Source organism: Xanthomonas cannabis, assembly GCF_040616535.1.
Lineage (GTDB): Bacteria > Pseudomonadota > Gammaproteobacteria > Xanthomonadales > Xanthomonadaceae > Xanthomonas > Xanthomonas cannabis.
This window is the reverse complement of sequence record NZ_CP136580.1, coordinates 3,505,513-3,531,507: the sequence shown is the minus strand read 5'-3', so window position 1 is coordinate 3,531,507 and position 25,995 is coordinate 3,505,513. Positions and strand designations below refer to the sequence as shown.

The window sequence follows — 25,995 nt, the reverse complement described above, 5'->3', positions numbered from 1 at the left end:
ATTTTCACGTTGTCTCGTTCACGATTGCGAGTATGTTCACTCGCTGATTGGTATCCCTTGCCCACTTTTCCTGCCCGATCCGAGCCGTCCATGAAAAAACCGCTGCGTTGGCTAGCTGCCCTGACCGCCCTGTTGTTGCCGCTGAGCGCGCTCGCGCAGCAGCAGGGTCTTACCATCGACATCGTGGGCGGTAGCGCCTCGGCCACGCCGATCGCGGTCATCCCCATGCCGTATCAGGGCTCCGGCGCCGCGCCGCAGACCGACGTGTCCGCCGTGGTCGGTGCCGACCTGGATCGCTCCGGCCAGTTCCGCACCTTGCCGGCCGCGCAGATCGTCGAAAAGCCGACCCGCGGGACCGAGGTGCAGTTCCCGACCTGGCGCACCCTCAAGCAGAACTACATCGTCGTCGGCCGCGTGATGGACGCAGGCGAGGGCGCGTATCGCGTCGAATACGAACTGTTCGACGTGGCCAAGGGCGAGCGCCTGCTCGGCCTGGCGATGACCGCGCGCGCCAACGCGATGCGCGATGTTTCGCACCAGATGGCCGATGCGATCTACGAAAAGATCACCGGCGTGCGCGGCGCGTTCTGGACCCGCATCGCCTACGTCACCGCCAGCGGCAAGGGTGGCGCCATGCGCTATGCGCTGATGGTGGCCGATTCGGACGGCTACAACCCGCAGACCATCGTGCGTTCGGCCGAACCGCTGCTGTCGCCGAACTGGAGCCCGGACGGCAAGAAGCTTGCGTACGTGAGCTTCGAGCGCGGCAATTCGTCGATCTATCTGCAGGACATTGCCACCGGCGCCCGTGAGCTGGTGTCCAGCTTCCGCGGCATCAACGGCGCGCCGGCGTTCTCACCCGACGGCCGCCGCCTGGCGCTGGCCCTGTCGCGCAGTGGCAACCCTGAGATCTATGTGATGGATCTGGGCAGCAAGCAGCTGACCCAGCTGACCAACCACTTCGGCATCGACACCGAGCCGACCTGGGCGCCGGATGGCGGCAGCATCTATTTCACCTCCGATCGCGGCGGTCGCCCGCAGATCTACCAGGTGGCCGCCAGCGGCGGCAGCGCCAACCGCGTGACCTTCCAGGGCAACTACAACGCGACTGCCAGCGTGTCGTTCGACGGCAAGAAGATCGCCGTGGCGCAGGGCAGCGGCAACAGCTACCGCATCGCCATGATGGACCGCAGCCTGGGTTCGCCCAGCTGGAGCACGCTCTCGCCGGGGTCGCTGGACGAGTCGCCGAGCTTTGCGCCGAACGCCAGCATGGTGTTGTATGCGGCACGTGAGGGGGGGCGTGGCGTCCTTTATGCGGTGTCCGCCGACGCTCGGGTCCGCCAGCGCCTGGTTCTGGCCGACGGTGATGTGAGAGAACCTGCTTGGGGGCCTTACCGAACCGCGCATTAATGTTAATATTTCGCTGCGTTAAACCACTCATTGGCCCAGAGCCTCCATAGGTATCCCATGAACAAGTCCACCCGCGTCTTGCTTGTCTCCCTGTTGTCCGTTGCCGTGCTGGCTGGTTGCTCGAAGAAGGTGAAGGAAACTCCGCCTGCTCCGACCGACACCACCGCTGGTTCCTCCGTTCCGACCGGCCCGGCCACCTCTGGCCTGTACGGCCCGGGCGACCTGGATACCGATGCCTGCCTGCGTCAGCGCGTTGTCTACTTCGATCTGGATCAGGACTCCCTGAAGCCGGAATTCCAGGCCATCATGGCGTGCCACGCCAAGTACCTGCGTGACCGTCCTTCCTCGCGCATCACCCTGCAGGGCAATGCCGACGAGCGCGGTTCGCGCGAGTACAACATGGGCCTGGGCGAGCGCCGCGGCAATGCCGTGTCCTCCGCACTGCAGGCTGCCGGTGGTTCGGCCAGCCAGCTGACCGTCGTCAGCTACGGTGAAGAGCGTCCCGTCTGCACCGAAACCAGCGAAAGCTGCTGGTCGCAGAACCGTCGCGTCGAAATCGTGTACACGGCTCAGTAAGAAGCGATGCGCTTTCGAGTGACATCCCTGTTCGTCGCGGCGGCCCTTGTGGTCGCCGCGCCGGCTCACGCCCAGCGAGCAAGTCTCGCTGATCGTGTGGCGGTGCTCGAGCAGCAGCAGGCCAACAGTCAGGCCAACAACGATCTGCTCAATCAGCTGCAGCAGGCGCGTTCCGACCTGCAGGCGTTGCGCGCGACCGTTGAACAGCTGCAGCACGACAACGAGCAACTCAAGCAGCAGTCCAAGGACCAGTATCTGGACCTGGACGGACGTCTGAACCGGCTGGAAGGTGCAGGTGGCGCAACGCCCCCGCTGCCTCCTGCCACCGGCAGCGTCACCCCAGCCCCGGCTCCGGCCGCGCGGCCTGCAACGGCGGCTACCTCCGAGAAGCCGCCGAGCGTGCATGGCGACCCAGGCACCCTGGCCGTCAGCAATGACGAGCGCACGGCCTATAACGTGGCGTTCGATGCACTGAAGAACGGCAAGTACGACGATGCGTCGCAGCTGTTCCTGAGCTTCCTGGAGCTCTACCCCAATGGCGTCTACACCCCCAATGCCTTGTATTGGCTGGGTGAGAGTTACTACGCCACCCGCAATTTCCAGCTGGCCGAGGCGCAGTTTCGCGATCTCGTCAGCCGCTATCCCACGCATGACAAGGCCGCCGGCGGTCTGTTGAAGCTCGGCCTGTCGCAATATGGCGAAGGCAAGAACAACGAAGCCCAACAGACCTTGCAGCAGGTCGTCGCGCAGTATCCCGGTTCCGATGCCGCGCGCGTCGCGCAGGAACGTCTGCAATCCATCCGTCTCGGCCAGCAGCTGCGCTGAGCCCGCGCGTCGTCGCCGGTTGGCGCGGCGCATACCTTGCCCATGAACGCCGCCGCCGTCCCCAGCGAGATCGTCCAATCGCCATTGCCGCGATTGAAGATCACCGAAATCTTCCTGTCCCTGCAGGGCGAAGCCGAGACGGCCGGCTGGCCGACCGTGTTCGTACGCCTGACCGGCTGTCCGTTGCGCTGCCAGTATTGCGACACGGCCTACGCCTTCCATGGCGGGCAGTGGCATGACATCGACGCGATCGTTGCCGACGTTGCAAGCCACGGCGTTCGCCACGTCTGCGTCACCGGCGGCGAGCCGCTGGCGCAGAAGCGCTGCCTGGTGCTGCTGCAGAAGCTTTGCGATGCCGGCTTTGATGTCTCGCTGGAAACCTCCGGTGCGCTGGATGTGTCCGAGGTCGATGCGCGCGTTTCGCGGGTGGTCGACATCAAGACGCCGGCATCCGGTGAGGCGCATCGCAACCGCTGGGACAACCTGGCCTTACTGACTGCACGCGACCAGATCAAGTTCGTGATCTGCAGCCGCGCCGACTACGACTGGTCGCGCGAGATCGTGGCGGCCCATGCGCTGGATCGCCGCTGCACGGTGTGGTTTTCGCCCAGCAAGAGCGAGGTGACGCCACGCCAGCTGGCCGACTGGATCGTGGCCGATCGGGTGCCGGTGCGCTTCCAGATGCAGTTGCACAAGATTCTCTGGAACGACGAGCCGGGGCGCTGATGCCCTATCACGCGGCGAGGGTCGGGAGCGTCGGTTCCTGACCGTCACCGTTCACATGGTTCTTGGGTCCGGATGATCGAGTCCGCATGACCTCCATGGATCAGGGTGTGTGCAGGTCTGTTCTTTGCGGGTGGCAGACAGCATCTACCGCGTCGTCGCGGCGCTTGCTGGATCGGCGCGTCGTCTACCGAGGCTTCTGGCAGCTGGACATGGCGTTGCCTCTCGATGCCGCTGCACTGCTGCCTGCGCGCGGGATCGCGCGGTAAGTTGTCGCTACCCGTCGACTCGACGCGTCTGGATGGTGCGACGGGATGGGGCCGCGTCATCGACCAGACGGTCAAATGTCGTCGGCGCCATCGGCTGCGTTAACCCACCGCGGACCGAGCCTGCTAGCCTTCCCTTTCTGTTGTCATCGTCTGATTGGTCATGAAAAAAGCTGTCGTGTTGTTGTCCGGAGGCATGGATTCTGCCGCCGTCATTGCGCTCGCGCAGGAGCAGGGCTTTGCCGTCTACGCGCTGAGCGTGCGCTACGGTCAGCGCCATACCTCCGAGCTGGATGCGGCCGCGCGGGTGGCGGCGGCGCAGGGCGTGGCGGCGCACAAGGTGGTCGATGTGGACCTGCGCAGCATCGGCGGCTCGGCGCTGACCGACGACATCGAGGTGCCCGATGCAGGCGGCGAGGGGATTCCGGTCACCTACGTGCCCGCACGCAACACCATCATGCTGTCGCTGGCGCTTGGCTGGGCCGAAGTGGTGGGTGCCAACGACCTGTTCTGCGGCGTCAATGCCGTGGACTACTCCGGCTATCCGGACTGCCGGCCCGAGTTCGTCCGCGCCTTCGAAGTGCTCGCCAATCTGGCCACCAAGGCCGGTGTGGAAGGTGCAGGCTTGCGCGTCCACGCCCCGCTGCAGTTCCTCAGCAAGGCCGACATCGTGCGCGAAGGCGTGCGCCTGGGCGTGGATTTCGGGCTGACCGTGTCCTGCTACCGCGCCGATGCCGACGGACGTGCCTGCGGCCACTGCGACGCCTGCCGCCTGCGCGCAGCCGGCTTCGCCGACGCGGGAGTTCAGGATCCCACGCACTACGCGATTTCGTCTTGACGCCGGTGTAGGGTAGAATGCGCACCCCGACGCACAGTCGGGTAATGGGCCGTTAGCTCAGTCGGTAGAGCAGAAGACTTTTAATCTTTTGGTCGATGGTTCGAATCCATCACGGCCCACCAATCGGATCACCAGCTTGAAAGGCGCCTTGGGCGCCTTTTTTGTGTCCCGCGAAATCTTGCCGCAAGGGCTCCGCGACGAAGCGAGTGGAGCAACGCCATGGCCACTCGTTGCGCCGGGGTGGCTCTGCCACTGGCACACGTTGCGAAGGCCGATGCGGCATCGAAGTCCCCGATCAAGCTGCGCCTCAGTTTGATCCTTGTCTTTGTTCGAGAAACTGAAAGCCGCGTCGCGCTGCGCGACTGCAGGACGCGTGTTGCGTGGATGGCGCACGTGCCAGGGCTCGGGCTTACACCAGCACCGACTGCTGGGCAGAGATGCCCGCTGTCGCGCCATGCGCGACTGCCAGGGTGACCGAGGCCATCGCGGGATTTGCAAGATCGCCAGCGGCGTAGATGCCGGGCGTACTGGTTTCGCGGCGCTCGTCGACCTTGATGGCGACGCCTAGCGGGGTCGTGACCGTGTCCAGCCCGAGTGGCTCATGCAGGCTCGCGGACGGCGTGTTGCGCGGATGCGCGAACAGGATGTCGACCGGGACGACAGCGCCGGTATCGACGTTGACGATAGCGTTGTGGCCCCCATGATGAGCGATCTCGGTGATCCGGCCATCGACGACAGGTCGCTTGCGGCGCGCCAGGTCCGCCCGGACCTCGGCTGGAATGTCGTGACCATCGGCGAAGACCGTCAGCGTGTCAGTCCAGTCGCGGTAGAGGCGGACATGATTCAGCGACTGCGGGCCGGACCAGATAAGGCCCCAATGCCTGTCGGCGACTTCATAGCCATCGCAATAGGGGCAGGGCACGATGGACTTGCCCCAGCCTTCAGCAAAACCCGGAATATCCGGCATCTGATCGGCGACGCCATAGCTCAGGATCAGGCGGCGCGCGGTGAGACGGCCTTCCTCATCAACACGCACGGAGAAATCGTCGATGGCGCCGGAGATGCTGTCGGCGCGGGCATTGACCAGCCTGATCGTGGGATAGCGCTCCAGCTGTTTGCGTGCTTCCGCCAGGATGTCCGACGGCGGCTTGTGATCGTGGCCGAGCAGGCCATGCGAGTGGCCGGCGAAGCGGTTGCGCTGCAGGCCGGTATCCAACACCGTGACCGCCCGGCGGGCACGACCCAGCTGCAGCGCGGCGGCGAGCCCGGCGAAGCTGCCGCCGATGATGATGACGTCATCCATAGAGAGTTCCGAGTTGCAGCGGGAGGGAAGTGAGTTGGCAGATGATCGTTGGCTGCTGCTTGCCCAGACAGCGATGGCAAGACCTGGTGATCCGGGCAGAGACGTCCGCCGATACCCTTGACGAGGTCGCCTTTGATGCCGCAAGAAGGTTCGGTAGCGACTTCGAGGACAGCATCGATCCAGCGTAAGACGTCCAGATTTAAGAAACTGCGTGGTATCCTAATTACGGAATTCGGATACTGTCAAGGACTCAATTGTGGCGAACAACAGCGCTCAGCCCCGGCGTGGCCGACCCGCCAATGCGGCGCTCGGCCAGACGATTGCCGACGCGGCGTTCGACCTCTTCATGGAATTGGGTTTCGAAGCGGCGACCTTGGACAAGGTGGCCCAGCGCGCGAAGATATCCAAGCTGAGCATCTATCGGCACTTCGAGAACAAGGAAGCGCTGTTCAGCGCTGCCATCGCCGCGCGCTGCCATCAGCTCGTACCTCAGGGGCTGCTTGAATGCACCGACGGCTCAGCCGAGGATCAGCTCGTGGCGGCGGGATCATTGTTGCTTCGCACATTGATGCGTGCGGACGTGCGCGGTGTCGAAGCCATGGTCATGGCGGACAAGACCAATCAACGGGAATTGAGCAAGCTGCATTACGCCGCCGGCGCCGGCCATATCATTGCCAGCATCGAGACGCTGTTGCGGCAGCTGCACGCGAAGGCGGCCCTGCACGTGCCCGATCCTGCCCGGTCTGCCCGCTTGTTTGCGGCGCTCATCAAAGGATCCGATCTTTTGATGATCGCGCGTTTTGATGAGGCAAAGGCGCAGGACGCTACCGAAATCCACAGCTATTGCCGGTCGGCCGTGGCCATGTTTATCGCCGCGCATGGCGGCAACGGCGATACGCGCGACCAGCCTGCCGCCGTGCGAGGGCGCAGTGATCCTGTCGGGTAGAGCATCGTGCCGCCGATGGATGCATGGCGCTTCATCATGAGACGGAAAACGCTGGCCACGGTCGCGGCACGCGTGGCGCCGACGGCGATTACGGATGGAGCCGTGCTTGCAGGTCATGTGATTCGATGCACCGCGGCCCCACGCGCGCTGACACTCACTGGACGGCTACGCGGCGGCGGCTGCGCTGCGCCGCGTCTGCAGGCACAGCACAAGCGCCGGGGGCGATTGCATCACCAGGGCATGCATCAGCTCGACGGGCAGGGCCACCGACTGCCGAGCGATCAACCCCTGCAGATCCACTTTCCGGTGACCTGGAACGTTCTTGCATTGATCGCGCGGCTGTCGACCCGGCCCAGCTGCACCGATGTGGTTTGCGGAAAGGACTCACGGCATTGCGCTGCGCCTTCTGCCCATTGTTGATCGAAGACTTCGGATCTGCTCGGCCCGCCGGTTTTGAATGACCTCATCTGATCGGTACGGGAAACGGCATGCAACGACGTCGCAGAGGCCGCGGTGGCCAACGTAGCGGACATCAGGGCGCCGAACAGCATGGCGTTCTGGAAGAAGTTTCTGGACGAACACGCGCATGTTTTCATCTGGGCGACCCTGCTGAGTGGGTGGAGACACTGAATCCGGGCGCGAGGCTACGGCGCGGACAAGTCGCTCATATGACGATGGCTTTGCCTTGGATAATGGGTTATTCGGGCATTCAGAGGACGGCTGCTTTGGCGTCGGCAGAGCGATAAAACTGCGGATTAGCCGGTCGCTGGCCAAGCCAAATCGACATCTCACGCTGAAGGCTGCATGCCTGCGATGCGATTATCTGGCGCAACGATGTAGCGAAAAACGGCGCGTCGCTGATTCGCATATCGCAACACCCTATCTGTCGCGAGGATTTGTTTGAGGCAGAAAAAAAACAGGCTAGCCCCGGTAATTGCATTCGATGAAGCGGGCGGATGCGGTTGGTAAGTCGTCAGGTTGAGTGACCGCCCGGAGCCCTCCCGGCGTGGATCGGGTCACGTCGATGAACCGGCGCCGCGTTGGCTCCCAATGCTGGGTCAAACGTGTGTATGCCGCGTATCTGGCGTCGATGGCTAAGCGAGGTTGCGCGCACGGTGCGACAAGGCGTCATGTCGCTACAAGGAGTCGTGCACAGATGCCGCGTAGCGTGGACCATACCAATTTGTTGAGTCCGCTTCATTCAGAGCGAACCGCATTGGTATAACTATAAAAGCATATTAGTCAGGATAAGGCCTGGCGCTTTGGCCCATTCTGATGCCGATATAGGCATGATCGTGCGTTCACGGCAATCGCATTATTGTGCCGTCCAACTTCAGGACCACGACGTAAATGGCCGAGCACCAGGAAGACGCCGCAAAGTCTCGTATCTACGAGGCCTTGTTGCAGGCAACGCCGGACCTTTTATATGTGTTCGACACCCAGCACCGTTTCGTCTACGCCAATCAGGCATTGCTGACGATGTGGGGCATGCGCTGGGAAGAGGCATGTGGAAAGACCTGCCTGGAGATCGGGTATGAGCCCTGGCATGCCGCGATGCACGACGAAGAAATCGAGCGCGTCATCGCAACCGGCCAGCCGCTGCGTGGTGAAGTGCCATTTCCGCATACGGTCAAGGGATTGCGGATCTACGATTACATCTTTACGCCGGTCTTCGGGCCCGACGGGGAAGTGGAGGCCATTGCCGGCGCCACGCGCGACATCACCGAACACAAACAGCACGAGCAACACCTGCAGCTGTTGATCAACGAGCTCAACCACCGGGTCAAGAATTCGCTGGTGATGGTGCAGTCGCTGGCGCGGCAGTCATTCAACAATGCCGACAGCCTGGCCGATGCGCAGGAGAAGATCGATGCGCGCCTGCTGGCGCTGTCGCGTGCGCACGATACGCTGACGCGGGAAAACTGGGTCAGCGCCGATATCCTGGAGCTCACCCGCGATGCGGCGACGCTCTACGAATCGCGCGACAGCCAGCGCTTCACCCTGCAGGGCGAGTCCTGCCGTCTCGATCCGCGGCGCGCACTGGCCTTGTCGATGGCGCTGCACGAGCTGTGCACCAATGCGCTGAAGTACGGTGCGCTGTCCTCGTCCGAAGGTGCGGTGCGGATCGTGTGGGAGCGCCACGTCCGCGATGGACAGGCGCTGCTTGAGCTGGTCTGGCAGGAGTCCGGCGGGCCGCGTGTGCAACCGCCGACGCGCAAGGGCTTCGGCTCGCGGCTGTTGGAGCGCGGCTTGAAGCATGATCTCAAGGGCGAAGTGGATCTGTCGTTCGACCCTGCCGGCGTGTGCTTCCGCGTATCGATCCCATTGCCGGTCGAGCTTGCCGAGGTGCAGCCGTGACCATGCGCGTGTTGCTGGTCGAAGACGAATCGCTGGTTGCGATGCTGCTGGAAGATTGTCTGGCCGAGCTGGGCTACGAAGTCGCAGCGACCGTCGGTGACGTCGATACGGCACTGGCGGTCGTGCAGCAAGGCCACCTGGATCTGGCGGTGCTGGACGTCAACCTGGGCGGAACGCTGTCGTTTCCCATCGCAGAAGAACTGGATGCGCGCGGCGTGCCGTATATCTTCGTGACCGGCTATGCGCAGAGCGGAATCCCGGAGAAGTTCCGGCACCGGCATGGGCTGCAGAAGCCGTTCCAGTTCCGTGACCTGCAACAGGCGTTGTCGCTGCTGGAGCAGGGCATCAAAGTCGGGTGATCGGGTTGCCGTGCACGCACGTCAAGACCGTGCGCGCACTGACCCGGTAGAGAATCAGAGCGACTCAGGCGCCGGGCGCGTGAGCCCATTCCCAGCGCGCGCATCACCGCTGGCAGCTGCGTTTGCCCCCGATCACGCGCCGAGTGCAGACGGAAAGGCGCTTGGACACAGGTGTGTTGTCGACGCCCGCAGCTTGCAGCGATGTCGGCCAGCGCCGACATCGCTGCAAGCCAACGTAGCGCGGCGGCGCTAGGCGCTGCGGACCTTGCTCAACAGCTGCGCGACCGGTGTGGCTGCGCGCGGGTCGGCCTGCCGTATTGCGGCTGTTTCGATCCGGAAGATGGCCACCGCATCGGTGAGCTGGACGGCCTGTTCTTCCATGGCGCGTGCGGCGGCAGTGGCTTCTTCCACCAGCGCCGCATTTTGCTGCGTGGTTTCGTCCATGTGGGTGATGGTCTGGTTGACCTGCTCGATGCCGGCAGACTGTTCCTGCGAGGCTGCGGAAATTTCGCCCATGATGTCGGTCACGCGTTGCACGCTTGCGACGACATCGCCCATAGTCTTGCCGGCGCTGTGCACCAGCGCCGAGCCTTTGGCCACGCGCTGCACCGAATCGTCGATCAGATCCTTGATCTGCTTGGCCGCACCGGAGGAGCGCTGCGCCAGCGTGCGGACTTCCGATGCCACCACCGCAAAGCCGCGGCCTTGCTCACCCGCACGTGCGGCTTCCACCGCAGCGTTCAACGCCAGGATGTTGGTCTGGAACGCGATGCCGTCGATGACGGAAATGATGTCGGAAATCTTCTTGGACGAGGCTTCGATGCCGCTCATGGTCTCGACGACCTTGCCCACCACATCGCCGCCCTGCGAGGCCACGCGTGCGGCGCCGATGGCCAGCTGGTTGGCCTGGCGCGCGCTCTCGGCGTTCTGTCTGACCGTGGAGGTCAGCTCTTCCATCGAGGCAGCGGTTTCTTCCAGGTTGGCGGCCTGCTGCTCGGTGCGTTGCGAAAGATCCTGGTTGCCCGCCGCGATCTCGCTGGCCGCTGCATTGATCGACACCGCCGATTGCTGGATGTTGCCGACGATCTGCGCCAGCTGGCTGGCGGTGGCATTGGCATCGTCACGCATCTGCGCGAAGACGCCGCGGAATTCGCCACTCATGCGTGCAGTGAGGTCGCCGGCGGCGATTGCCTGCAGCAGCGACGACAAGGACTGCAGGTTGCCGTCTGCGGTGGACATCAGGTGGTTGAGGCTTTCGACCATGATGCGGAAGTCGAACTGGAAACGCTCGACATCGCCGCGCGCGCTGAAGTCGCCATTGGCCGCGGCCTGCGCCAGATGCTTGATCTCGTGATTCATGGCCGACAGGTTGAGTTTGACCTGCGACATGGTGTCGCTGAACAGCGCTTTTTCGCCCGGCAAGGGCTGCATGTCTTCTGACAGCTCGCCCACCGCGTAGCGGCCCATAATGCGTGCCAGGTCGGTCTGCACGGCGACGTGCGAGGCAACCAGCAGGTTGGTGTCGTTGGCCATGCGGCCGTAGTCGCCTGGAAATGCGCTGGCATCGATGCGGAAGCTAATCTGGCCGGCGTCATGGCGCCTGGCCATGTCAGTCTGGGCGGTGATCAGGTTGCGCAGCTGCAGCTGCATCTTGTCCATCGCCTGCAGCAGACGGCCGGTTTCATCGTTGGCGGTGGTGTGGACGTCGTTGTGCAGGTTGCCGGCAGCGATGGCTTCGGCAGTGCGGGTGGCCTGGCTCAGTGGCCTGGTGAGGCTGCGGGTGATCAGCCATGCCAGCAAGGTGCTGATGACCAGCGCCGCGATGCCGCCGCTTGCCAGGATGACCTTGCCACGATGCATCGATGCGACCGCCACTGCATAGGCATCCTTGCTGAGGCGTCGTTCCAGTGCGGCATTGGCACCAATGGCCGCCTGCTGTTCGTTCATTGCGGTGGCGGCAGCGCCCTGCAACAGCGCCTGTGCCTGCTGATTCTGGTCGTGGATGCCGTAGTCCAGGATCTGGTTGTTGAATTTGACCGAGACGTCGCGCTTGTCCTGCACCAGCTTGAGCGCATCCTTTTCCCGAGCGTTGCTGGGCATGGCCGCCAACGCATCGTGGGCCTGGCGGTAGCGCGTGCGATTGTCTTCGATCATCTGCATGGCGCGGCGATTGGCCGCCTCGCCGGAGACCATCACGATGTCGCGCAGACCGATCGCCACATTGGTATTGGCATCGAGCATGTCGGAAGAAAGTCGGATCCGCTCCATGTTGTTGTTGACGATGGTGTCCAGCTCATAGCGGGCGTTGGACATGGTGATCAGGCCGGCGGCCACGAGCAGGCCAGAGAGCAGGATCAGGATGCCGAAGGCCGCGCCCAGGCGACGGCCGACGTTGAGGCGTTGCAGATAATCGTTCATTTCCACATCCAGGTAGTGCAGCTTCGCCTGGCGGATGCGGGGTGCGTCCGCTCTGGCGTCTTGCCCAGCTAGCGGCAGAATCTGGACGAGCTAAAGCTTCCGTTCTGAAAATAGTTAGAGCGGATTCACCCCGCGCAAGACATTCCCCGACAGCTGTCCAGCTAGCCCTGACAGCTCCTGATCCGGCAGGCGCGTTCGATGTGTTTGCATGGGCCGTAGCGTGCCAACTGCAGAACGATGGACAGTTTGCTGGTGGCCCAGAACAGCGGTTTTGCCGCACCCACGGGCGACAACAGCATCAGACGGCACCGCATTGCACAACGCGCGTCAGGACAGCGGGCGAACGCATTTCACCGAGCAGCGTGCGGCCCTGCTGCGACAGGACGAAAACCTCAGCTCCATGCAGCGCGATGCTGGCGCTGATCTGCAGCGCCCGCCGGCGCGCGCGATGCGGTGTGGTGCCGGCAGGTCAGCCTTCCAGCGCCTTCAACACGTCGGCGTGGAGCTGCTGTGCACCGGCTTCGCTGTTGAAACGTGCAAAGACCTCTTCGCCGGAGATCAGGCCGACCCGCACCGAGTGGCAGTACGAGCCGAAGTTCTCGCCTGCGTTGAACGGATCGCTGATGACGGAAATATGGTTGAGGCGGACCCGGGTGGTGCCGAACTGGATGAACATCTGCGATCTCCTGTGTGAGCGCCGAGTTTCCCATTTTGGCGTGCATGGAAGAAGCATGCACCGGCGTACGCGGCAGGCAGGCAAGGGCGGTACATGAGCGGCTTCGCCATTGCCATGGCGGGCGCTGCAGGCCGGTGCCTCACGCATCCGCAGAGCCAGCACGTACACTGCCGTGCCCTGATGCTGAGCTCGCCCGATGTCCGATCCGATCCGTCTCGACAAATGCGTGGCTGCGCGCTACGGCTGCTCGCGTGGCGAGGCGCAGCAGTACATCGAAGGCGGCTGGGTCAGTGTGGATGGCGTGGTGGTCGAAGAGCCGCAGGCGTTGGCGACGGCGGAGCAGGTGACCTTGGCCGCCGACGCTGTGCTGGCACCGGCGGAGCCTGCCACCTTGTTGCTGCACAAGCCGGCCGGCATGCCCGCCGACGCCGCGGTGGCCTTGGCGAGCCCGCAGTCGCGCAGCGAGCTGGACCACTCCACGACGCGCGTGCTCAGGCGCCACTTCCTGCGCCTCACTACGCCGTTGCCGCTGGAAGACGAGGCAAGCGGCCTGCTGGTGCTGACCCAGGACGGGCGCGTGCTGCGCAGGCTGAGTGCCGATGCCAGCGCGATCGAGCAGGAATTCCTGGTGGAAGTGCGTGGCGCCTTGCGTCCCTACGGCATGGCCAGGCTGGCGCAGGGGTTGGTCTATCAGCAACGGACCCTGCCGCCGTGCAAGGTGAGCTGGCAGAACGAAGAGCGGCTGCGCTTTGCCATCAAGCACGTGCAGCCCGGCCAGCTGCGTTTCATGTGCGGCGAGGTGGGGCTGGAGGTGGTGAGCATCCGCCGCCTGCGCGTGGGTCGTGTTTCGTTGGGCAAGCTGGCCATCGGCCAGTGGCGCTATCTGCCGGCAGGCGAGCGCTTTTGAGCAAGCGCGGCGTAGGTTGCGTCTGGTGTGCGCAGACGGCGTTGACGCTGTCCGCTGCCCCGGCAGTGTTGCCGGCTTCAACAGGCCGGCCGTGCCGGCAGGCGAGTTGTCGCCACTAACCGCGACGCTGCTGCCGTGTTGGAAGTGGCCAGACCAAGGCCGACTGCTGTCGACCGGCGCCTGACCGGCCGCGCGTTGCATGCACGGCGGCATGCGTTGCGGGCCGGTGTCCGAACGCTTACTTCTTGTTGCGCTTTTTCTTGGCGCGGGTCACCAGCCAGAACACGACGGCGATGATGCCGATCACCAGGATGACGAAAGCCGGTGATAGAAACGAATTGTCGCCCATGAGGATCTCCTGAAAGTCGTCTGCAGCGAAGCACTGCACTGGCGTTAGCCTAGCGAGCGGCCTGCTTGATAGCGTGAAATACGCTGCAGGTGCAGATCGACGCGCTGCGTTGGCGCGACGCAGTGGCAGGGCTGGACGCACTCCATCGAGGCCATCCGTCCATAGGCGACGGAGTGCTGCATGCAATCACGCATGCGGGATGACCCATTGCCTGCGTCGCGCGTGGCGCGTCGGCGCCGATCGTCCAGCAGCTGCGCAGATCCGCTCGGATCGCCTGCGTGAGGCGTCGCTGCGCTGTACACGGCGCGACAGGTCGGCGGATCGATGCGATCGGCCTGTCCGACAGACGATCAAGAGATGAGTCGAGGGAGCAGCATGCTCGCCGGATCAAGCGCGCGGTAGCGACCGCGTCCGCACGCTGCCTGCATTGGCGGGGCATGGGGACTGCCAGTGCGTCGCTCACGTGGCGACAGACATGCGTTGCCTGGCGCCGGTGCAAGAAACACGACATGGCGCTGGCACTGCCATGGCAGTGTCCCGGCAGGGGCGTGCTCGGCGCCTCGCGAGTTGAGCGGCCCAACAGGCCTCGCGTCCGGTCGCTGCAGTTTAAATGCGAGCTGCGTCACGTAAATCGGGAAGGCGCCGACAGCCTATCGGGGCGATCCCTACGATGGATTTCCCTGGCCATGTCGGCCTCCGGGCGTAACCGTTGCAGGTCATTGCAGGATCGAAGTGCGGCAGAGTCCGTAGCAATCGACCTGTACAGTGCGGCGCCATGGCAGGCCGCAGTGAAGCTGTCATCGGCGAGCTGCAGTGGCCCACGCAGCCCTGGCACGGCGTGTCGTGCTCAATCCGGTCGCCGCCGCATCGCGCGACGTTGAGGTGTCATGCCGGAAGCGCGGGCCGCGGTCCAGCCGGGCCGGACGCGTCAGGCGCTTGGCGTCGCCAGCACGCGGCGCTTGGCCATCACGCTTCGGATCGCGGTCAACAATTGCTCGGGGGTGTAGGGCTTTTCGAGGAAGGCCACGCCGTCGGGCAGGATCTCTTCGACATATTCCACCGCCAGGCCGGACGTCAGCAGCACGGGCAGGTTGTACGGTGCATGCGCCGTCTTCAGCGCCAGATCCACACCGGTTAGGCCACCGGGAAAATGGATGTCCGAAAACAGCACGTCCACGCGCGGGTCGCTTTCGATCAGGGTCAGCGCTTCCTCGACCGAGCCGGCACTGCGGCAGGTAAAGCCATAGCTTTCCAGGACAAGGCAGCTGAGTTGTCGGGTGCCGTCGCCGTCCTCGACAACGAATACAACCGGCCGTTCCTTGTTCTGTGACATGAGCGCGTCTCGTAAGGCAAGCCACATTCTCAGCGATGCGGCAGTGAACCCCTCGTCAACGCAAACGGAGCCGTATGGTTACCAGCCGAACGGGCCCGGACCATAACCGCCGGGGGCGTAACGTGGGCCGAAGACCGGGCCTTCGCCGCGCCCGACGCTGATGCTGACGCCGATCTGGTGCGCCTTGCCGTCGTCGTCGTAATAGGTCTTGCAGGAATTCAGATTGGCGGCCTGCCAGTTGCTGTTGCCGCCGCGACTGGAGTAGCCCATGCCGGTCTCCACAGCGCCATGCAGCTTGCCCTGGCATTGCTCGGCGCGTTCGGCGGCGATCGATGCCGCACTCGGGCGCGCCAGAGCAGGCCGTGGCCCGCTCTTGTCGCCGTAGTAGGTGCCCGGCGGGTCGGTGCTGTATTCCGGGTCGGACCGATACTGCACCGGGGCCTGCGGAATGCTCAGGTCCAGCGACCGCGCGCTGGCGGGCTCGGCGCTGCCGTCGCCAGTCTGGGCGAGCGCGCTGCCGGCAGCAAACAGAATGGCCAGGAGAAGCAGGCTGCGTTTCATCGGGTGGACTCTCATCAAGAGGGACTGACAGCGCGTGCTGGATCGCCTTGTGAAACTAGCAACGGCCGATTGAATGCGCGCTGTCGATTCCGTGGATTTTTTGCGCCGGCGCCGGCGCCGGCGCCGCCACCGCGATGACGCACGCTGTTGCATCAACCCTGCTCGCGCACGATCTCGATCAGTTGCGCCCCATAACGCGCCAGTTTGCCGCCGCCGATACCGCCGACGCGCGACAGTGCGTCGATGCTGGTAGGCCGTTGTTCGGCGATATTGCGCAGGGTGCTGTCGTGGAAGATCACGAAGGCCGGCACGTTCTGCTCCTTGGCCAGTTCTGCGCGCAGGCCGCGCAGGGCATTGAACAGCACCAGGTCCTGCGGTTGCACCGGCAGGCCGGTGCGCTGCGCGCTGCGCTCGCGCCCGGCGGCCGGGTTCTCGCGCCGCATCATCACCTGACGCTCGCCCTTGAGCACCTGACGGCTGGCATCGGTCAGGCGCAGGCCGCCATGGCCTTCGCTGTCGACCTCCAGCAGGCTGGCCGCCACCAGTTGGCGGAACACGCCGCGCCAGGTGCGTTCGTCCAGATCGCGGCCAATGCCATACGTGCTCAGCTGGTCATGGCCGAGCTGCTTGATGCGCTCGTTCTCGCTGCCGCGCAGGATGTCGATCAGATGGCCCACGCCGAAGCGCTGGCCGCTGCGATACACGCAGCTGAGCGCTTTCTGCGAGGCCACCGTGGCGTCCCAGGCGGCGGCGGGCGTCAGGCAGTTGTCGCAGTTGCCGCAGGGCTTGGGGTAGGTCTCGCCGAAGCCGGCCAGCAGCACCTGGCGGCGGCATTGCATGGATTCGCAATAGCCCAGCAGGTGGTCGAGCTTGGCGCGCTCCAGGCGCTTGCGCTCCTCGGCCGCTTCGCCCTGTTCGATCATCTGCTTGAGCAGCACCACATCGCCCAGGCCGTAACAGAGCCAGGCCTCGGCGGGGTCGCCATCGCGGCCGGCGCGGCCGGTTTCCTGGTAGTAGCCTTCCAGCGATTTGGGTAGGTCCACGTGCGCCACGAAGCGCACGTCCGGCTTGTCGATGCCCATGCCGAACGCGATCGTGGCGGCCATGATGATGCCGTCCTCGCGCAGGAAGCGGCGCTGGTTTTCTGCACGCACCTCTGCCGGCAGGCCTGCGTGATAGGGCAGTGCATTGAAGCCTTGCGCGCACAGTTGCTGTGCGGTTTCTTCCACCTTGCGCCGCGACATCGCATACACGATGCCGGCCGCGCCACGATGCCGGCCCAGGAATTCCTGCAGCTGCTTGCGCGCGTTGTCCTTCTGCACCACCGTGTAGCGAATGTTGGGGCGGTCGAAGGAACTGACGAAGTGGCGAGCGTCCACCAGATCCAGGCGCTCGGCGATTTCGCGCTGGGTGGGCGGGTCGGCGGTGGCGGTCAGCGCCATGCGCGGGATGTGCGGCCAGCGCTCGTGCAGCACGGTGAGCTGGCGGTATTCGGGGCGGAAATCGTGGCCCCACTGCGATACGCAGTGCGCTTCGTCGATGGCGAACAGCGCGATGCGGCTGCGTTCCAGCAGGGACAGGAAGCGCTGGGTCAGCAGGCGCTCGGGTGCGACGTAGAGCAGGTCCAGATCGCCAGACAACAAGGCGCGCTCTACCCGCTGCGCGTTTTCTGCATCCAGCGTGGAGTTGAGGAACTCGGCGCGCACGCCGAGCTGGCGCAGGGCTTCGACCTGATCCTGCATCAGCGCGATCAGCGGCGAGACCACGATGCCGATGCCATCGCGCAGCAGTGCCGGCACCTGGTAGCACAGCGACTTGCCGCCGCCGGTGGGCATCAGCACCAGGGCGTCGTTGCCGGCAGCGACGTGTTCGACAATGGCCTGCTGCGGGCCGCGGAAGTCGTCGTAACCGAAGACGCGGCTGAGCAGTTCGTGAGCGGGGGAAGACATCCGCTTAGGATACCGTGCGGGTCAAGCCCTGGTTGGTGCGATGCTGTGCGGGATTGCGCGAAGCGGCATCAGGGATTGCCGTGATGCGGCTACGGGGATGGCCGGCAGTGTGTGAAGTCTTGTGCGGAGTAAGCGCCATGAGGCTTCGCTCCGTACCCTCACCCCAACGCCGCTCCCGCTGGGACAGCGGCTCAATTTCCGGTAATCGATGCAGCGGGTGTGGCAGAAGACCGCTGCGTCCTGCAGGGCCTGTACACCATGCGCTCTCGTCGTGAACCTAACACCAATAGCCCCCTGAGTCAGGGGGGCGCGCCGAAGGCGCGGGGTGTGGAGATGCGTAGCGGGGCCCAATGTTTGCAACGCAAATGTTGGGGGACATGTCCGCGAAACGGAGATGGCTGCGCCCCCTGAGTCAGGGGGCGCGCCGGAGGCGCGGGGTGTGGCAGGCAGTTGAGCAGGGGCCCAAGGTCTCGCAACAGCGAAACCTTGGGCAAACCCGAAGGGGCGAAGCCCCAAGGGTTTACTGCAGCAGCGAGCGCAGCATCCAGGCGTACTTTTCGTGGGTCTGCAGGCGCTGGGTCAGCAGGTCCACGGTCGGATCGTCGCCGGCGTCGTCGGCGGTGCCCAGCACCTTGCGTGCGGTGCGGCAGACCGCTTCGTTGCCGCTGACCAGCTGGCGCACCATTTCGCGCCAGTCGGCGCTGTCGCTCAGGCCCGGTTCTTCCGGGATCGAGGTCAGCGCGACGAATTCGCGATACGAGCCCGGCGCGTTGTAGCCCAGGGCGCGGATGCGCTCGGCCACTTCGTCCAGCGCGCCCCACTGCTCGGTGTACTGGGTCTCGAACATGGTGTGCAGCGAGTTGAACATCGACCCGGTGACATTCCAGTGGAAGTTGTGGGTCTTCAGGTACAGGGTGAAGGCGTCAGCCATGTAGCGGGCCAGACCGTCGGAGATCTGCTTGCGATCGGTGTCCTTGATCCCGATATCGATATGCGGCGCCGAGGCGGCTGCAACCGGCAGGGCATCGTTGACGATGACGGGCTTGTTGGCGTTCTTTTTCTTGGACATGGGATGGTCCCTCTGAGGGTTGGTGTCTGACAGAACAGTTATGGCGTCACAATAGACAGGCTAAAGGATCAAACGTCATTCAATCTTTCACATTTTCCGATCAATGAGCGCTATCGATACCGACCTTGCCAATACCTTGCGCGAGCGCCGCCGTGCCGTGGATGGCGCGATGAGCCGCGACCGTGGCCGTCTGCTGGGCCTATGGTCGCGCTGGCAGGGCAAGCCCGGCAATGTGCAGGTGCGCGAGGCGTTCGAGCAAGCCCTGGCGGCATCGCAGGCGCAGCGCCAGGCGCGCGCCGAGCAACTGCCCGCCATCACGCTGGACGAGCAGCTGCCGATTGCGCGCGAGGCCGAACGCATCATTGCGCTGATCCGCGACCACCAGGTGGTGGTCATTGCCGGCGAGACCGGCTCGGGCAAGACCACCCAGTTGCCCAAGCTGTGTCTGGCGGCCGGGCGCGGCGCGGCCGGCATGATCGGCTGTACCCAGCCGCGCCGGATTGCCGCGCGTGCGGTGGCGGCACGCGTGGCCGACGAGTTGAAGACCCCATTGGGCACCACGGTGGGTTTCCAGGTGCGCTTCACCGACCGGGTGAGCGAGCAGTCGCGCATCAAGTTCATGACCGACGGCATCCTGCTGGCTGAAATCGCCAGCGACCGTTGGCTGTCGTCCTACGACACCATCATCGTGGACGAGGCGCACGAGCGCAGCCTCAACATCGATTTCCTGCTGGGCTATCTCAAGCAATTGCTGAGCAAGCGCCCCGATCTGAAGCTGATCGTCACCTCGGCCACCATCGATACAGAGCGCTTCGCCCAGCACTTCAACAATGCGCCGGTGATCAGCGTGGAAGGGCGCACCTTTCCGGTGGAAGTGCGCTACCGCCCGTTGGAGGGCGAGGCGAGCGGTGAGGAGGACGACGGCAACGGGCGCGACGGCGAACGCACGGTCAACGATGCGATCGTGGCGGCCATCGATGAAATCACCCGCATCGACCCGCGTGGCGATGTGCTGATGTTCCTGCCGGGCGAGCGCGAGATCCGCGATGCGCATCATTCGCTGGAGCGGCGCAAATACCGCGACACCGAAGTGGTGCCGCTGTATGCGCGGTTGTCGGCGGCCGACCAGGACCGCGTCTTCAACCCCGGCCCGCGGCGGCGCCTGGTGCTGGCCACCAACGTGGCCGAGACCTCGTTGACGGTACCGCGCATCCGCTATGTGGTAGACCCGGGGTTTGCGCGGGTCAAACGCTACAGCCCGCGCCAGAAGCTGGACCGCCTGCACATCGAGCCGATCTCGCAGGCCAGCGCCAACCAGCGCATGGGCCGCTGCGGACGCATCGCCGAGGGCATCTGCTACCGGCTGTATGCCGAAGCCGACTTTGCTGCGCGCCCGGCGTTCACCGACCCGGAGATCCGGCGTTCTTCGTTGTCGGGCGTGATCCTGCGCATGTTGCAGTTGGGGCTGGGGCGGATCGAAGACTTTCCGTTTCTGGAAGCGCCGGACGAACGTGCGGTGGCCGATGGCTGGCAGCAGTTGCTGGAACTGGGTGCGATCGATGCCGAACGCCGTCTGACCGCCATCGGCCGGCAGATGGCGCGCCTGCCGGTGGACGTCAAGCTGGCGCGCATGCTGGTGGCCGCGCAGCAGCATGGGTGCCTGCGCGAGATGATCATCATCGCCTCCTTCCTGGGCATCCAGGACCCGCGCGAGCGCCCGCCCGAAGCGCGCGAGGCCGCCGACAACGCGCATGCGCTGTTTGCCGATGCGCGTTCGGAATTCGTCGGCATCCTGCGCCTGTGGGAAGCGTACCGGCAGGTGCACGAAGATCTCACCCAATCCAAGTTGCGCGACTGGTGCGGCCGGCATTTCCTCGGCTTCCTGCGCATGCGCGAGTGGCGCGAGCTGCATCGTCAGTTGCGGCTGCTGTGCGAGGAGCTCGGCTGGAACGAAGAGCCGGCCACTGCGGTGCTGGCGCCGCTGCTGGCCGGTGCCAGTGCGCCGGCACGCGAAGACGGCCACAACGCCAACCGGCCCACGCGCGGGCAACTGCATCGCGCCGCGCGCCTGGCGCGCGAAGGCAAGCCCGATCCCACCGCGCCGGCGCTGCAGCGCACGCCCGCGGCGGCAGGCCGGCAGGCCGACGCGGCCGAGGTGTCGGCACGCACCAGCGAGCGCGAACGCGCGGCCGCCTATCAATCGCTGCATCGCGCGCTGCTGGCCGGCCTGCCCACGCAGATCGGCCACCGCACCGAAAAGGGCGACTTTCTGGCGGCCCGGCAGCGGCGGTTCGTGCCGTTCCCCGGCTCGGCCCTGGCGCGCAAGCCGCCACCGTGGATCCTGGCGGCCACGCTGCTGGACACCCAAAAGGTCTGGGGCATGACCAACGCGGCGATCGAGCCGGACTGGGCCATCGCCGAACTGGGGCACCTGCTGGCGCGCAAGCACTTCGATGCGCATTGGTCGCGCGCCCAGGGGCAGGTGGTCGCTTCCGAACAGATCAGCCTGTTCGGCCTGGTACTGGCATCGAAGAAGCCGGTGCACTACGGCAAGATCGACCCGGCCGGCGCACACGAGTTGTTCGTGCGCCAGGGCCTGGTGACCGGCGAGATCAACACGCGCGCGGCCTTCGTCGCCGACAACCTCAAGGTGCTGGAGCAGGCACGCGAAGAAGAAGCAAAGCTGCGGCGTGCCGGCATCATGGCCGACGAAGGCTGGCAGGCGCGCTGGTATCTGGATCGCATCCCGGCCGAGCTGCATTCGGCCAGCGGGCTGGATGCGTGGTGGAAGACCCTGCCGCCGGACAAGCGCCGCAGCCTGCATTGGAGCTTGAACGACCTGCTGCCGGGCGAAGGCAGCGAGGCGGACCGCTTTCCGAAGTATTTCCCGCTTGGCGATGCGCGGCTGCCGTTGCACTACCGCTTCGAGCCGGGTGCCGTCGATGACGGTGTCACCCTGGAGGTGCCGCTGCACCTGCTCAACGCGCTGGACCCGGCGCGCCTGTCGTGGCTGGCACCGGGCTTCGTGGCCGACAAGGCGTCGGCGCTGATCCGCAGCCTGCCCAAGGCGTTGCGGCGCAATTTTGTGCCGGCACCGGACTTCGGGCGTGCGTTCTACGAGGCCTACAGCCTGCCCTCGGCCGACGACATCCGCGGCGAGCTGGCGCGGTTTCTGTCCAAGGCCACCGGTGTGCAGGTGGCGGCGCTGGATTTCGATGAGGAGTCGCTGGACACGCATCTGCTGATGAACCTGCGCCTGCGCGACGACGACGGCAAGGTGCTCACCGAATCGCGCGATCTGGACGGGTTGCGCGCGCGCTTCGGCGAGCGCGCCGGCCAGGCATTTGCCGCGCGGGCCGGGCGTGCCCTGGCCGCCGAAGGTCTGCGCGATTTCCCGGCCGCCGCGATCCCCGAGCAGGTGGCCGGCGAGGCCGGTGTGCCGGCCTATCCGGCGTTGGTGGATCAGGGCGACAACGCGGCGCTACGCATCTTCGCCGATCGCAACGAGGCGGCGCGCGCGCATCCGCGCGGGGTGCGGCGTCTGCTGGAAATTGCGCTCGCCGACAAGATCAAGCAGGCGCGCAAGCAATTGCCGGTGTCGCCCAAGACCGGCTTGCTGTACGCGGCCATCGAATCGCAGGAGCGCCTGCGTGGCGATCTGGTCGATGCCGCGCTCAATGCGGTGCTGGCCGAGGGGCTGGCTGCGATTCGCGACCCGGCCGCATTTGCGCAACGTCGCGACGATGCCACCAAGCGGCTGTTCGGCGAGGCGATGGCGCGGCTGACCCTGGCCGAAAGCATCCTGGGGGCGGTCGCCGAGCTCAAACCCTTGCTGGAAGCGCCGTTGATGGGCTGGGCACGCGGCAATCTGGACGACCTGGAGCAGCAGTTGCGTGCGCTGGTGCATGCCGGGTTCTTGCGTGACACGCCGGCCGAGGCGTTGGCCAACTATCCGCGTTACCTCAGGGCGATGATCCTGCGTACCGAGCGGGCCAAGCGCGACCCGGCGCGCGACCAGGCGCGCATGCTCGAACTCAAGCCCTTCGTGGATGCGCTGGATGACGCGGCCGCGCGCGGCTTGCAGCAGCGCGAGGAATGGCAATCGCTGCGTTGGGATCTGGAAGAGCTGCGTGTGTCGGTGTTTGCGCAGGAACTGGGCGCCAAGTCCGGCGTGTCTGCGAAGAAGTTGTCGCAGCGCGTCGCGGCGCTGCGGGGCTGAGCGGCATCTGACGTGCGGCAGCGCGTTGCCCGTCGTCGGGTGCACGCGCCGAATCAGGAACGCACCACCAGCAGGCCGGCCGCTCCGATCGCATCGGGCGGCCGGCGCGGCGTGCAGTGCACACGCCGAAGAGTCGTGGCGTGGTATCGGCGGCAATGGCTTATGCGCGCAGACAAGACACGCAGCAAACGCGCGCCGGCTGCCAACCCATCAAGCAACGGCCGCACCGACCCATGGCCGGTGCGGCCGTTGCTTGCCCGTTTCAGAACTTCACATGCAGGCTGGCCATGTAACGGCGCCCACTCCTGTAACGGCCGGCCAGGTGATCCTTGTCGCCCAGATACTGCAGGTATTCTTCATCCAGCAGGTTCTGCGCATCTACCTGCAGCGACCAGTTGGGGCTGAAGGCATAGCCGATGCTTGCCCCCAATTCGGCATAGTCGTCCACGCTGGCCGGCGCCGCGCCGGCGACATAGCCGCCGGCCAGATAGCTGTCGCGCCAGTTGTAGGTCAGCCGCGCATTGAGCGGGCCTTTTTCGTAGTACGGACTGAACGCCACGCTGTTGCGTGATTGGTAGGGCAGGGCGTCGCCGGTGTTGTTTTCGCCGTTGGCGTAGGTGTAGTTGGCGGTCAGGCCGAAGCCGCTGTCGCCGAACGGTTGCTGGAAGGAAATGTTGAAGCCCTTGACCTTGCCGTCGCCGGCATTGCGCGGCCGCTGGATGCTGTAGTCGCAATAGCCGTCGGCAGTACAGCCGTTGCTGCCGAGCAATTGCGCCCAGCTTTGCGGCGCGGTGTCGCGGAGCGCGTTGTACTGGCGCTCCACGCTGGCGCTGGTGTCGATGTAGTTGTCGATCTTCTTGTAGAACACCGACCAGGCCACCACCGATTGCTGCGCGAAGTAGTACTCGGCCGACAGGTTGAAATTCCACGATTCGTAGGGCGACAACTCCGCGTTGCCACCGCTGCCGGTCAAGGTGGTGTCGTTGAGGAAGGTGTTGTTGACCATCTGGTTGTAGGGCGCCCAGGCGATCACCTTGGCGGCCGCAAAGCGGAACACCCAATCGTCGGCAGCGTCGTACGACAGCGTCAGCGAAGGCAGCAGAAAGTCTTCCTTGCGGGTGCGGGTCTGCCACAGGCTGTCGGCGTTGGCCAGCGAGGGCGTGCCGCTGTAGGCGAAACCGCTGCCCTCGGTCTTGGAATCCACATAGCGCACACCCAGGTTGCCGCGCACACCGCCGCCGGAAAAATTCAGCTGCGCATAGGCTGCGTTGTTGGTCTGCTCCAGCGCCCAGCTGTTGTTGAGATAGCTGGCCGGATCGGGCGCGCCGTAATCGACCGGGCTGTTGCGGATCCAGTTCAGCACATTATTGCGGCCCGCCTGCACATGCCGGCCATGATCGGGATAGAAATCCTGCAGATCGGTCAGCCCGATGGTGCCCACATCGGCCAGGGTGCCCGGGGTGACGCCGCCATAGACATTGAGCTCGAAGCGCTCTTCATGCTTGCCATGGCGCACGCCCAGCAGCAATTGGTTGAACACGCTGTCGAACTGCAGGTTGAGGTCCAGCTGGCCGTAAGTGTCCTTGCTCTCAGTGGAGAAGATGCCGTTGTTGCCGAACCAGCCACCGGCCGAGCCCCAGTTGGCCGGGTTGCGCGCCGCTGCAGGGTCGTCGAAGCGGATGCCACGGCGGGTGTCCCAGCTGAAGCCACCGTTGTAGAACGGCTCGATGAAGTATTGCGACAGATCGGTGTTCTCCGATTTGCTCTGGCCCACCTGTCCGTTCAAGCCCCAGCCGTCACCGCGGAACGCGCCGCGCAGGTCCAGGCCCTTGGTGGTGACTTCCGATTCGCGCACGTTGTTGTCGTAGATCACCGTGCCGCCGAGCGGATCGGCATTGGCGCTGGAGTGGCCGCTGGTCACCACGCCATTGCGCACGCTGCCCAGCTGGTCCACCGCCGCCACCGTGCCGGCGTTCCAGGTGAGAAAGCTGTACATCGACTGGTTGTAGTTGTCGAAATTCTCATTGATGTACAGGCCGCTCAGGTTGAACTCCAGCGCATCGCTGGGCTTGAGTTGCAGGTTGACCACGGCACTGTCGCGCTCACGGTCCTGCTGGAACCAGGCGGCATTGATCGAGTTGGGTACGTCCGCATCGGCCGGCACCGTGCCTGCAGCATTGGCGAAGGTACTGGCTGGCGCGTAGCCGAAGACTTCCATGCCACGGCGGTCGACGCGCTCTTGGTAATGCTGCGCGGAGACCGCGATACCGAAGGTGTCTGCAGCGTTCTTCCAGCTGTAAAGCAGCGCCGCGTTGGGTTTGCCCGTGCTGGCCTGGTCGCTGTAGCTGTAGCCGATGGAACCGGCGATCTCGTTGGCCTCCAGGTCCAGCGGCTGGCGCGTATGCATCAGGACCGTGCCGCCCAGGCTACCTTCGGTCAGTCGCGCTTCGGAGGATTTGAGGATTTCCGCGCGGCCCAGAATTTGCGGTGCCAGCAAGGTGTAGTCGAAGCCGCGGCTGGGTTGTTCGCCGTACAGCCAGATCGCCTGCGCCACCGGGTGACCGTCCAGGAACGACAGGTTGAGGCTGGGATCGGTGCCGTCGATGCTTACGCGTTCGCCTTGTCCAAAACGGCGATCCAGGGTGACGCCAGGAATCTGCGATAGCGCTTCGGCCACGTTGGTGCTCGGGAATTTACCGATGTCCTCGGCAGTGATGGCCTCGGAAATGCCGGTGTTGTTGCGTTTGGTGTCGAGCGATTTTTCCAGGCTGGCACGGATGCCGACCACCTGGACCGCATCCAGGTCGGTGGCGTGCTGGCCATCGCTCTGCTGGGCATGCGCACTGAATGCCAACGACAACGCAATCGCACTGGACAGCAGGGTGGTGCTGTATTTCATGATGTCTCTCC

19 protein-coding genes and 1 tRNA gene are annotated in these 25,995 nt (G+C 64.9%); 11 read left to right on the top strand and 9 right to left on the bottom strand.

All coding sequences use genetic code 11. From position 1 onward, the window contains the following. The first annotated feature begins 90 nt into the window (after nucleotides 1-90). From tolB to RZV17_RS14980, 6 genes are all read left to right on the top strand, one after another. Entirely contained in the window at nucleotides 91-1,410 is a 1,320-nt protein-coding gene (gene tolB / locus RZV17_RS15005; RefSeq protein WP_047695287.1) for a Tol-Pal system beta propeller repeat protein TolB, read from the top strand. A 57-nt stretch (nucleotides 1,411-1,467) separates the two neighbouring features. Further along, nucleotides 1,468-1,986, top strand: a complete 519-nt coding sequence (gene pal, locus RZV17_RS15000; RefSeq protein WP_039415542.1) for a peptidoglycan-associated lipoprotein Pal — start codon at nucleotides 1,468-1,470, stop codon at nucleotides 1,984-1,986. A gap of 6 nt (nucleotides 1,987-1,992) precedes the next feature. Continuing rightward, on the top strand, nucleotides 1,993-2,811 hold the full coding sequence (gene ybgF, locus RZV17_RS14995; RefSeq protein ID WP_039563636.1) for a tol-pal system protein YbgF: 819 nt from the start codon (nucleotides 1,993-1,995) through the stop codon (nucleotides 2,809-2,811). A 42-nt stretch (nucleotides 2,812-2,853) separates the two neighbouring features. Then, nucleotides 2,854-3,537 carry a 7-carboxy-7-deazaguanine synthase QueE gene (gene queE, locus RZV17_RS14990; protein ID WP_047695285.1) on the top strand — a complete coding sequence of 228 codons (684 nt, stop codon included), beginning with the start codon at nucleotides 2,854-2,856 and terminating at the stop codon, nucleotides 3,535-3,537. 426 nt (nucleotides 3,538-3,963) lie between these two features. Continuing rightward, nucleotides 3,964-4,638: a 7-cyano-7-deazaguanine synthase QueC gene (gene queC, locus RZV17_RS14985; protein WP_104579879.1), complete on the top strand. Its 675-nt coding sequence runs from the start codon at nucleotides 3,964-3,966 to the stop codon at nucleotides 4,636-4,638. A gap of 46 nt (nucleotides 4,639-4,684) precedes the next feature. Continuing rightward, nucleotides 4,685-4,760, top strand: a tRNA-Lys gene (locus RZV17_RS14980). 287 nt (nucleotides 4,761-5,047) lie between these two features. Here RZV17_RS14980 and RZV17_RS14975 read toward each other — a convergent pair. Further along, on the bottom strand, nucleotides 5,048-5,941 hold the full coding sequence (locus RZV17_RS14975) for an NAD(P)/FAD-dependent oxidoreductase (protein WP_355604591.1): 894 nt from the start codon (nucleotides 5,939-5,941) through the stop codon (nucleotides 5,048-5,050). Nucleotides 5,942-6,197: 256 nt separating this feature from the next. On the opposite strand from RZV17_RS14975, the gene RZV17_RS14970 reads away from it, so the two are divergent. Further along, nucleotides 6,198-6,887, top strand: coding sequence for a TetR/AcrR family transcriptional regulator (locus RZV17_RS14970; protein WP_199680052.1), 690 nt, complete (start codon nucleotides 6,198-6,200; stop codon nucleotides 6,885-6,887). Between the two features lie 281 nt (nucleotides 6,888-7,168). On the opposite strand, the gene RZV17_RS14965 is transcribed toward RZV17_RS14970, so the two are convergent. Further along, entirely contained in the window at nucleotides 7,169-7,438 is a 270-nt protein-coding gene (locus RZV17_RS14965; RefSeq protein ID WP_233548929.1) for a hypothetical protein, read from the bottom strand. A 799-nt stretch (nucleotides 7,439-8,237) separates the two neighbouring features. On the opposite strand from RZV17_RS14965, the gene RZV17_RS14960 reads away from it, so the two are divergent. Next, entirely contained in the window at nucleotides 8,238-9,245 is a 1,008-nt protein-coding gene (locus tag RZV17_RS14960) for a sensor histidine kinase (protein WP_104579876.1), read from the top strand. Then, nucleotides 9,242-9,604, top strand: a complete 363-nt coding sequence (locus tag RZV17_RS14955) for a response regulator (RefSeq protein ID WP_047695280.1) — start codon at nucleotides 9,242-9,244, stop codon at nucleotides 9,602-9,604. The genes RZV17_RS14960 and RZV17_RS14955 overlap by 4 nt, the downstream gene beginning before the upstream one ends. Before the next feature lie 249 nt (nucleotides 9,605-9,853). Here the strand turns inward: RZV17_RS14955 and RZV17_RS14950 are convergent, their stop codons facing one another. Further along, the gene (locus tag RZV17_RS14950; protein ID WP_355604586.1) at nucleotides 9,854-12,022 is read right to left on the bottom strand and encodes a methyl-accepting chemotaxis protein; all 2,169 of its coding nucleotides are present in this window, start codon (nucleotides 12,020-12,022) and stop codon (nucleotides 9,854-9,856) included. A 469-nt stretch (nucleotides 12,023-12,491) separates the two neighbouring features. After that, the gene (locus RZV17_RS14945; RefSeq protein WP_039410964.1) at nucleotides 12,492-12,698 is read right to left on the bottom strand and encodes a hypothetical protein; all 207 of its coding nucleotides are present in this window, start codon (nucleotides 12,696-12,698) and stop codon (nucleotides 12,492-12,494) included. A 196-nt stretch (nucleotides 12,699-12,894) separates the two neighbouring features. On the opposite strand from RZV17_RS14945, the gene RZV17_RS14940 reads away from it, so the two are divergent. After that, nucleotides 12,895-13,605, top strand: a complete 711-nt coding sequence (locus RZV17_RS14940) for an rRNA pseudouridine synthase (RefSeq protein ID WP_047695278.1) — start codon at nucleotides 12,895-12,897, stop codon at nucleotides 13,603-13,605. A 1,277-nt stretch (nucleotides 13,606-14,882) separates the two neighbouring features. Here RZV17_RS14940 and RZV17_RS14935 read toward each other — a convergent pair. From RZV17_RS14935 to RZV17_RS14920, 4 genes are all read right to left on the bottom strand, one after another. Next, entirely contained in the window at nucleotides 14,883-15,287 is a 405-nt protein-coding gene (locus tag RZV17_RS14935) for a response regulator (protein ID WP_039410969.1), read from the bottom strand. A 78-nt stretch (nucleotides 15,288-15,365) separates the two neighbouring features. Next, nucleotides 15,366-15,848: a hypothetical protein gene (locus tag RZV17_RS14930; RefSeq protein WP_166744624.1), complete on the bottom strand. Its 483-nt coding sequence runs from the start codon at nucleotides 15,846-15,848 to the stop codon at nucleotides 15,366-15,368. Nucleotides 15,849-16,000: 152 nt separating this feature from the next. Then, nucleotides 16,001-17,797: a DNA helicase RecQ gene (gene recQ, locus RZV17_RS14925; RefSeq protein ID WP_355604580.1), complete on the bottom strand. Its 1,797-nt coding sequence runs from the start codon at nucleotides 17,795-17,797 to the stop codon at nucleotides 16,001-16,003. 520 nt (nucleotides 17,798-18,317) lie between these two features. Further along, nucleotides 18,318-18,866 (bottom strand): Dps family protein, encoded by a 549-nt coding sequence (locus tag RZV17_RS14920; protein WP_039410975.1) that lies wholly within the window; start codon nucleotides 18,864-18,866, stop codon nucleotides 18,318-18,320. A gap of 103 nt (nucleotides 18,867-18,969) precedes the next feature. Between RZV17_RS14920 and hrpA the strand changes: the two genes are divergently transcribed. Beyond that, a complete protein-coding gene (gene hrpA / locus RZV17_RS14915) occupies nucleotides 18,970-23,085 on the top strand; it encodes an ATP-dependent RNA helicase HrpA (RefSeq protein ID WP_355604577.1) in 4,116 nt (1,371 codons plus the stop codon). Between the two features lie 262 nt (nucleotides 23,086-23,347). On the opposite strand, the gene RZV17_RS14910 is transcribed toward hrpA, so the two are convergent. Then, on the bottom strand, nucleotides 23,348-25,984 hold the full coding sequence (locus tag RZV17_RS14910) for a TonB-dependent receptor (protein ID WP_047695274.1): 2,637 nt from the start codon (nucleotides 25,982-25,984) through the stop codon (nucleotides 23,348-23,350). Nucleotides 25,985-25,995 lie beyond the last annotated feature (11 nt).

Bases quoted from the DNA above. Each gene is read 5' to 3' on its own strand.
- pal (WP_039415542.1), top strand. From the start codon at position 1,468: ATGAACAAGTCCACCCGCGTCTTGCTTGTCTCCCTGTTGTCCGTTGCC.
- RZV17_RS14930 (WP_166744624.1), bottom strand. From the start codon at position 15,848: ATGAAACGCAGCCTGCTTCTCCTGGCCATTCTGTTTGCTGCCGGCAGC.
- queC (WP_104579879.1), top strand. From the start codon at position 3,964: ATGAAAAAAGCTGTCGTGTTGTTGTCCGGAGGCATGGATTCTGCCGCC.
- RZV17_RS14950 (WP_355604586.1), bottom strand. From the start codon at position 12,022: ATGAACGATTATCTGCAACGCCTCAACGTCGGCCGTCGCCTGGGCGCG.
- RZV17_RS14965 (WP_233548929.1), bottom strand. From the start codon at position 7,438: ATGCTGTTCGGCGCCCTGATGTCCGCTACGTTGGCCACCGCGGCCTCT.
- RZV17_RS14960 (WP_104579876.1), top strand. From the start codon at position 8,238: ATGGCCGAGCACCAGGAAGACGCCGCAAAGTCTCGTATCTACGAGGCC.
- RZV17_RS14910 (WP_047695274.1), bottom strand. From the start codon at position 25,984: ATGAAATACAGCACCACCCTGCTGTCCAGTGCGATTGCGTTGTCGTTG.
- recQ (WP_355604580.1), bottom strand. From the start codon at position 17,797: ATGTCTTCCCCCGCTCACGAACTGCTCAGCCGCGTCTTCGGTTACGAC.
- tolB (WP_047695287.1), top strand. From the start codon at position 91: ATGAAAAAACCGCTGCGTTGGCTAGCTGCCCTGACCGCCCTGTTGTTG.
- hrpA (WP_355604577.1), top strand. From the start codon at position 18,970: ATGAGCGCTATCGATACCGACCTTGCCAATACCTTGCGCGAGCGCCGC.
- RZV17_RS14945 (WP_039410964.1), bottom strand. From the start codon at position 12,698: ATGTTCATCCAGTTCGGCACCACCCGGGTCCGCCTCAACCATATTTCC.
- queE (WP_047695285.1), top strand. From the start codon at position 2,854: ATGAACGCCGCCGCCGTCCCCAGCGAGATCGTCCAATCGCCATTGCCG.
- RZV17_RS14975 (WP_355604591.1), bottom strand. From the start codon at position 5,941: ATGGATGACGTCATCATCATCGGCGGCAGCTTCGCCGGGCTCGCCGCC.
- ybgF (WP_039563636.1), top strand. From the start codon at position 1,993: ATGCGCTTTCGAGTGACATCCCTGTTCGTCGCGGCGGCCCTTGTGGTC.
- RZV17_RS14940 (WP_047695278.1), top strand. From the start codon at position 12,895: ATGTCCGATCCGATCCGTCTCGACAAATGCGTGGCTGCGCGCTACGGC.
- RZV17_RS14935 (WP_039410969.1), bottom strand. From the start codon at position 15,287: ATGTCACAGAACAAGGAACGGCCGGTTGTATTCGTTGTCGAGGACGGC.
- RZV17_RS14920 (WP_039410975.1), bottom strand. From the start codon at position 18,866: ATGTCCAAGAAAAAGAACGCCAACAAGCCCGTCATCGTCAACGATGCC.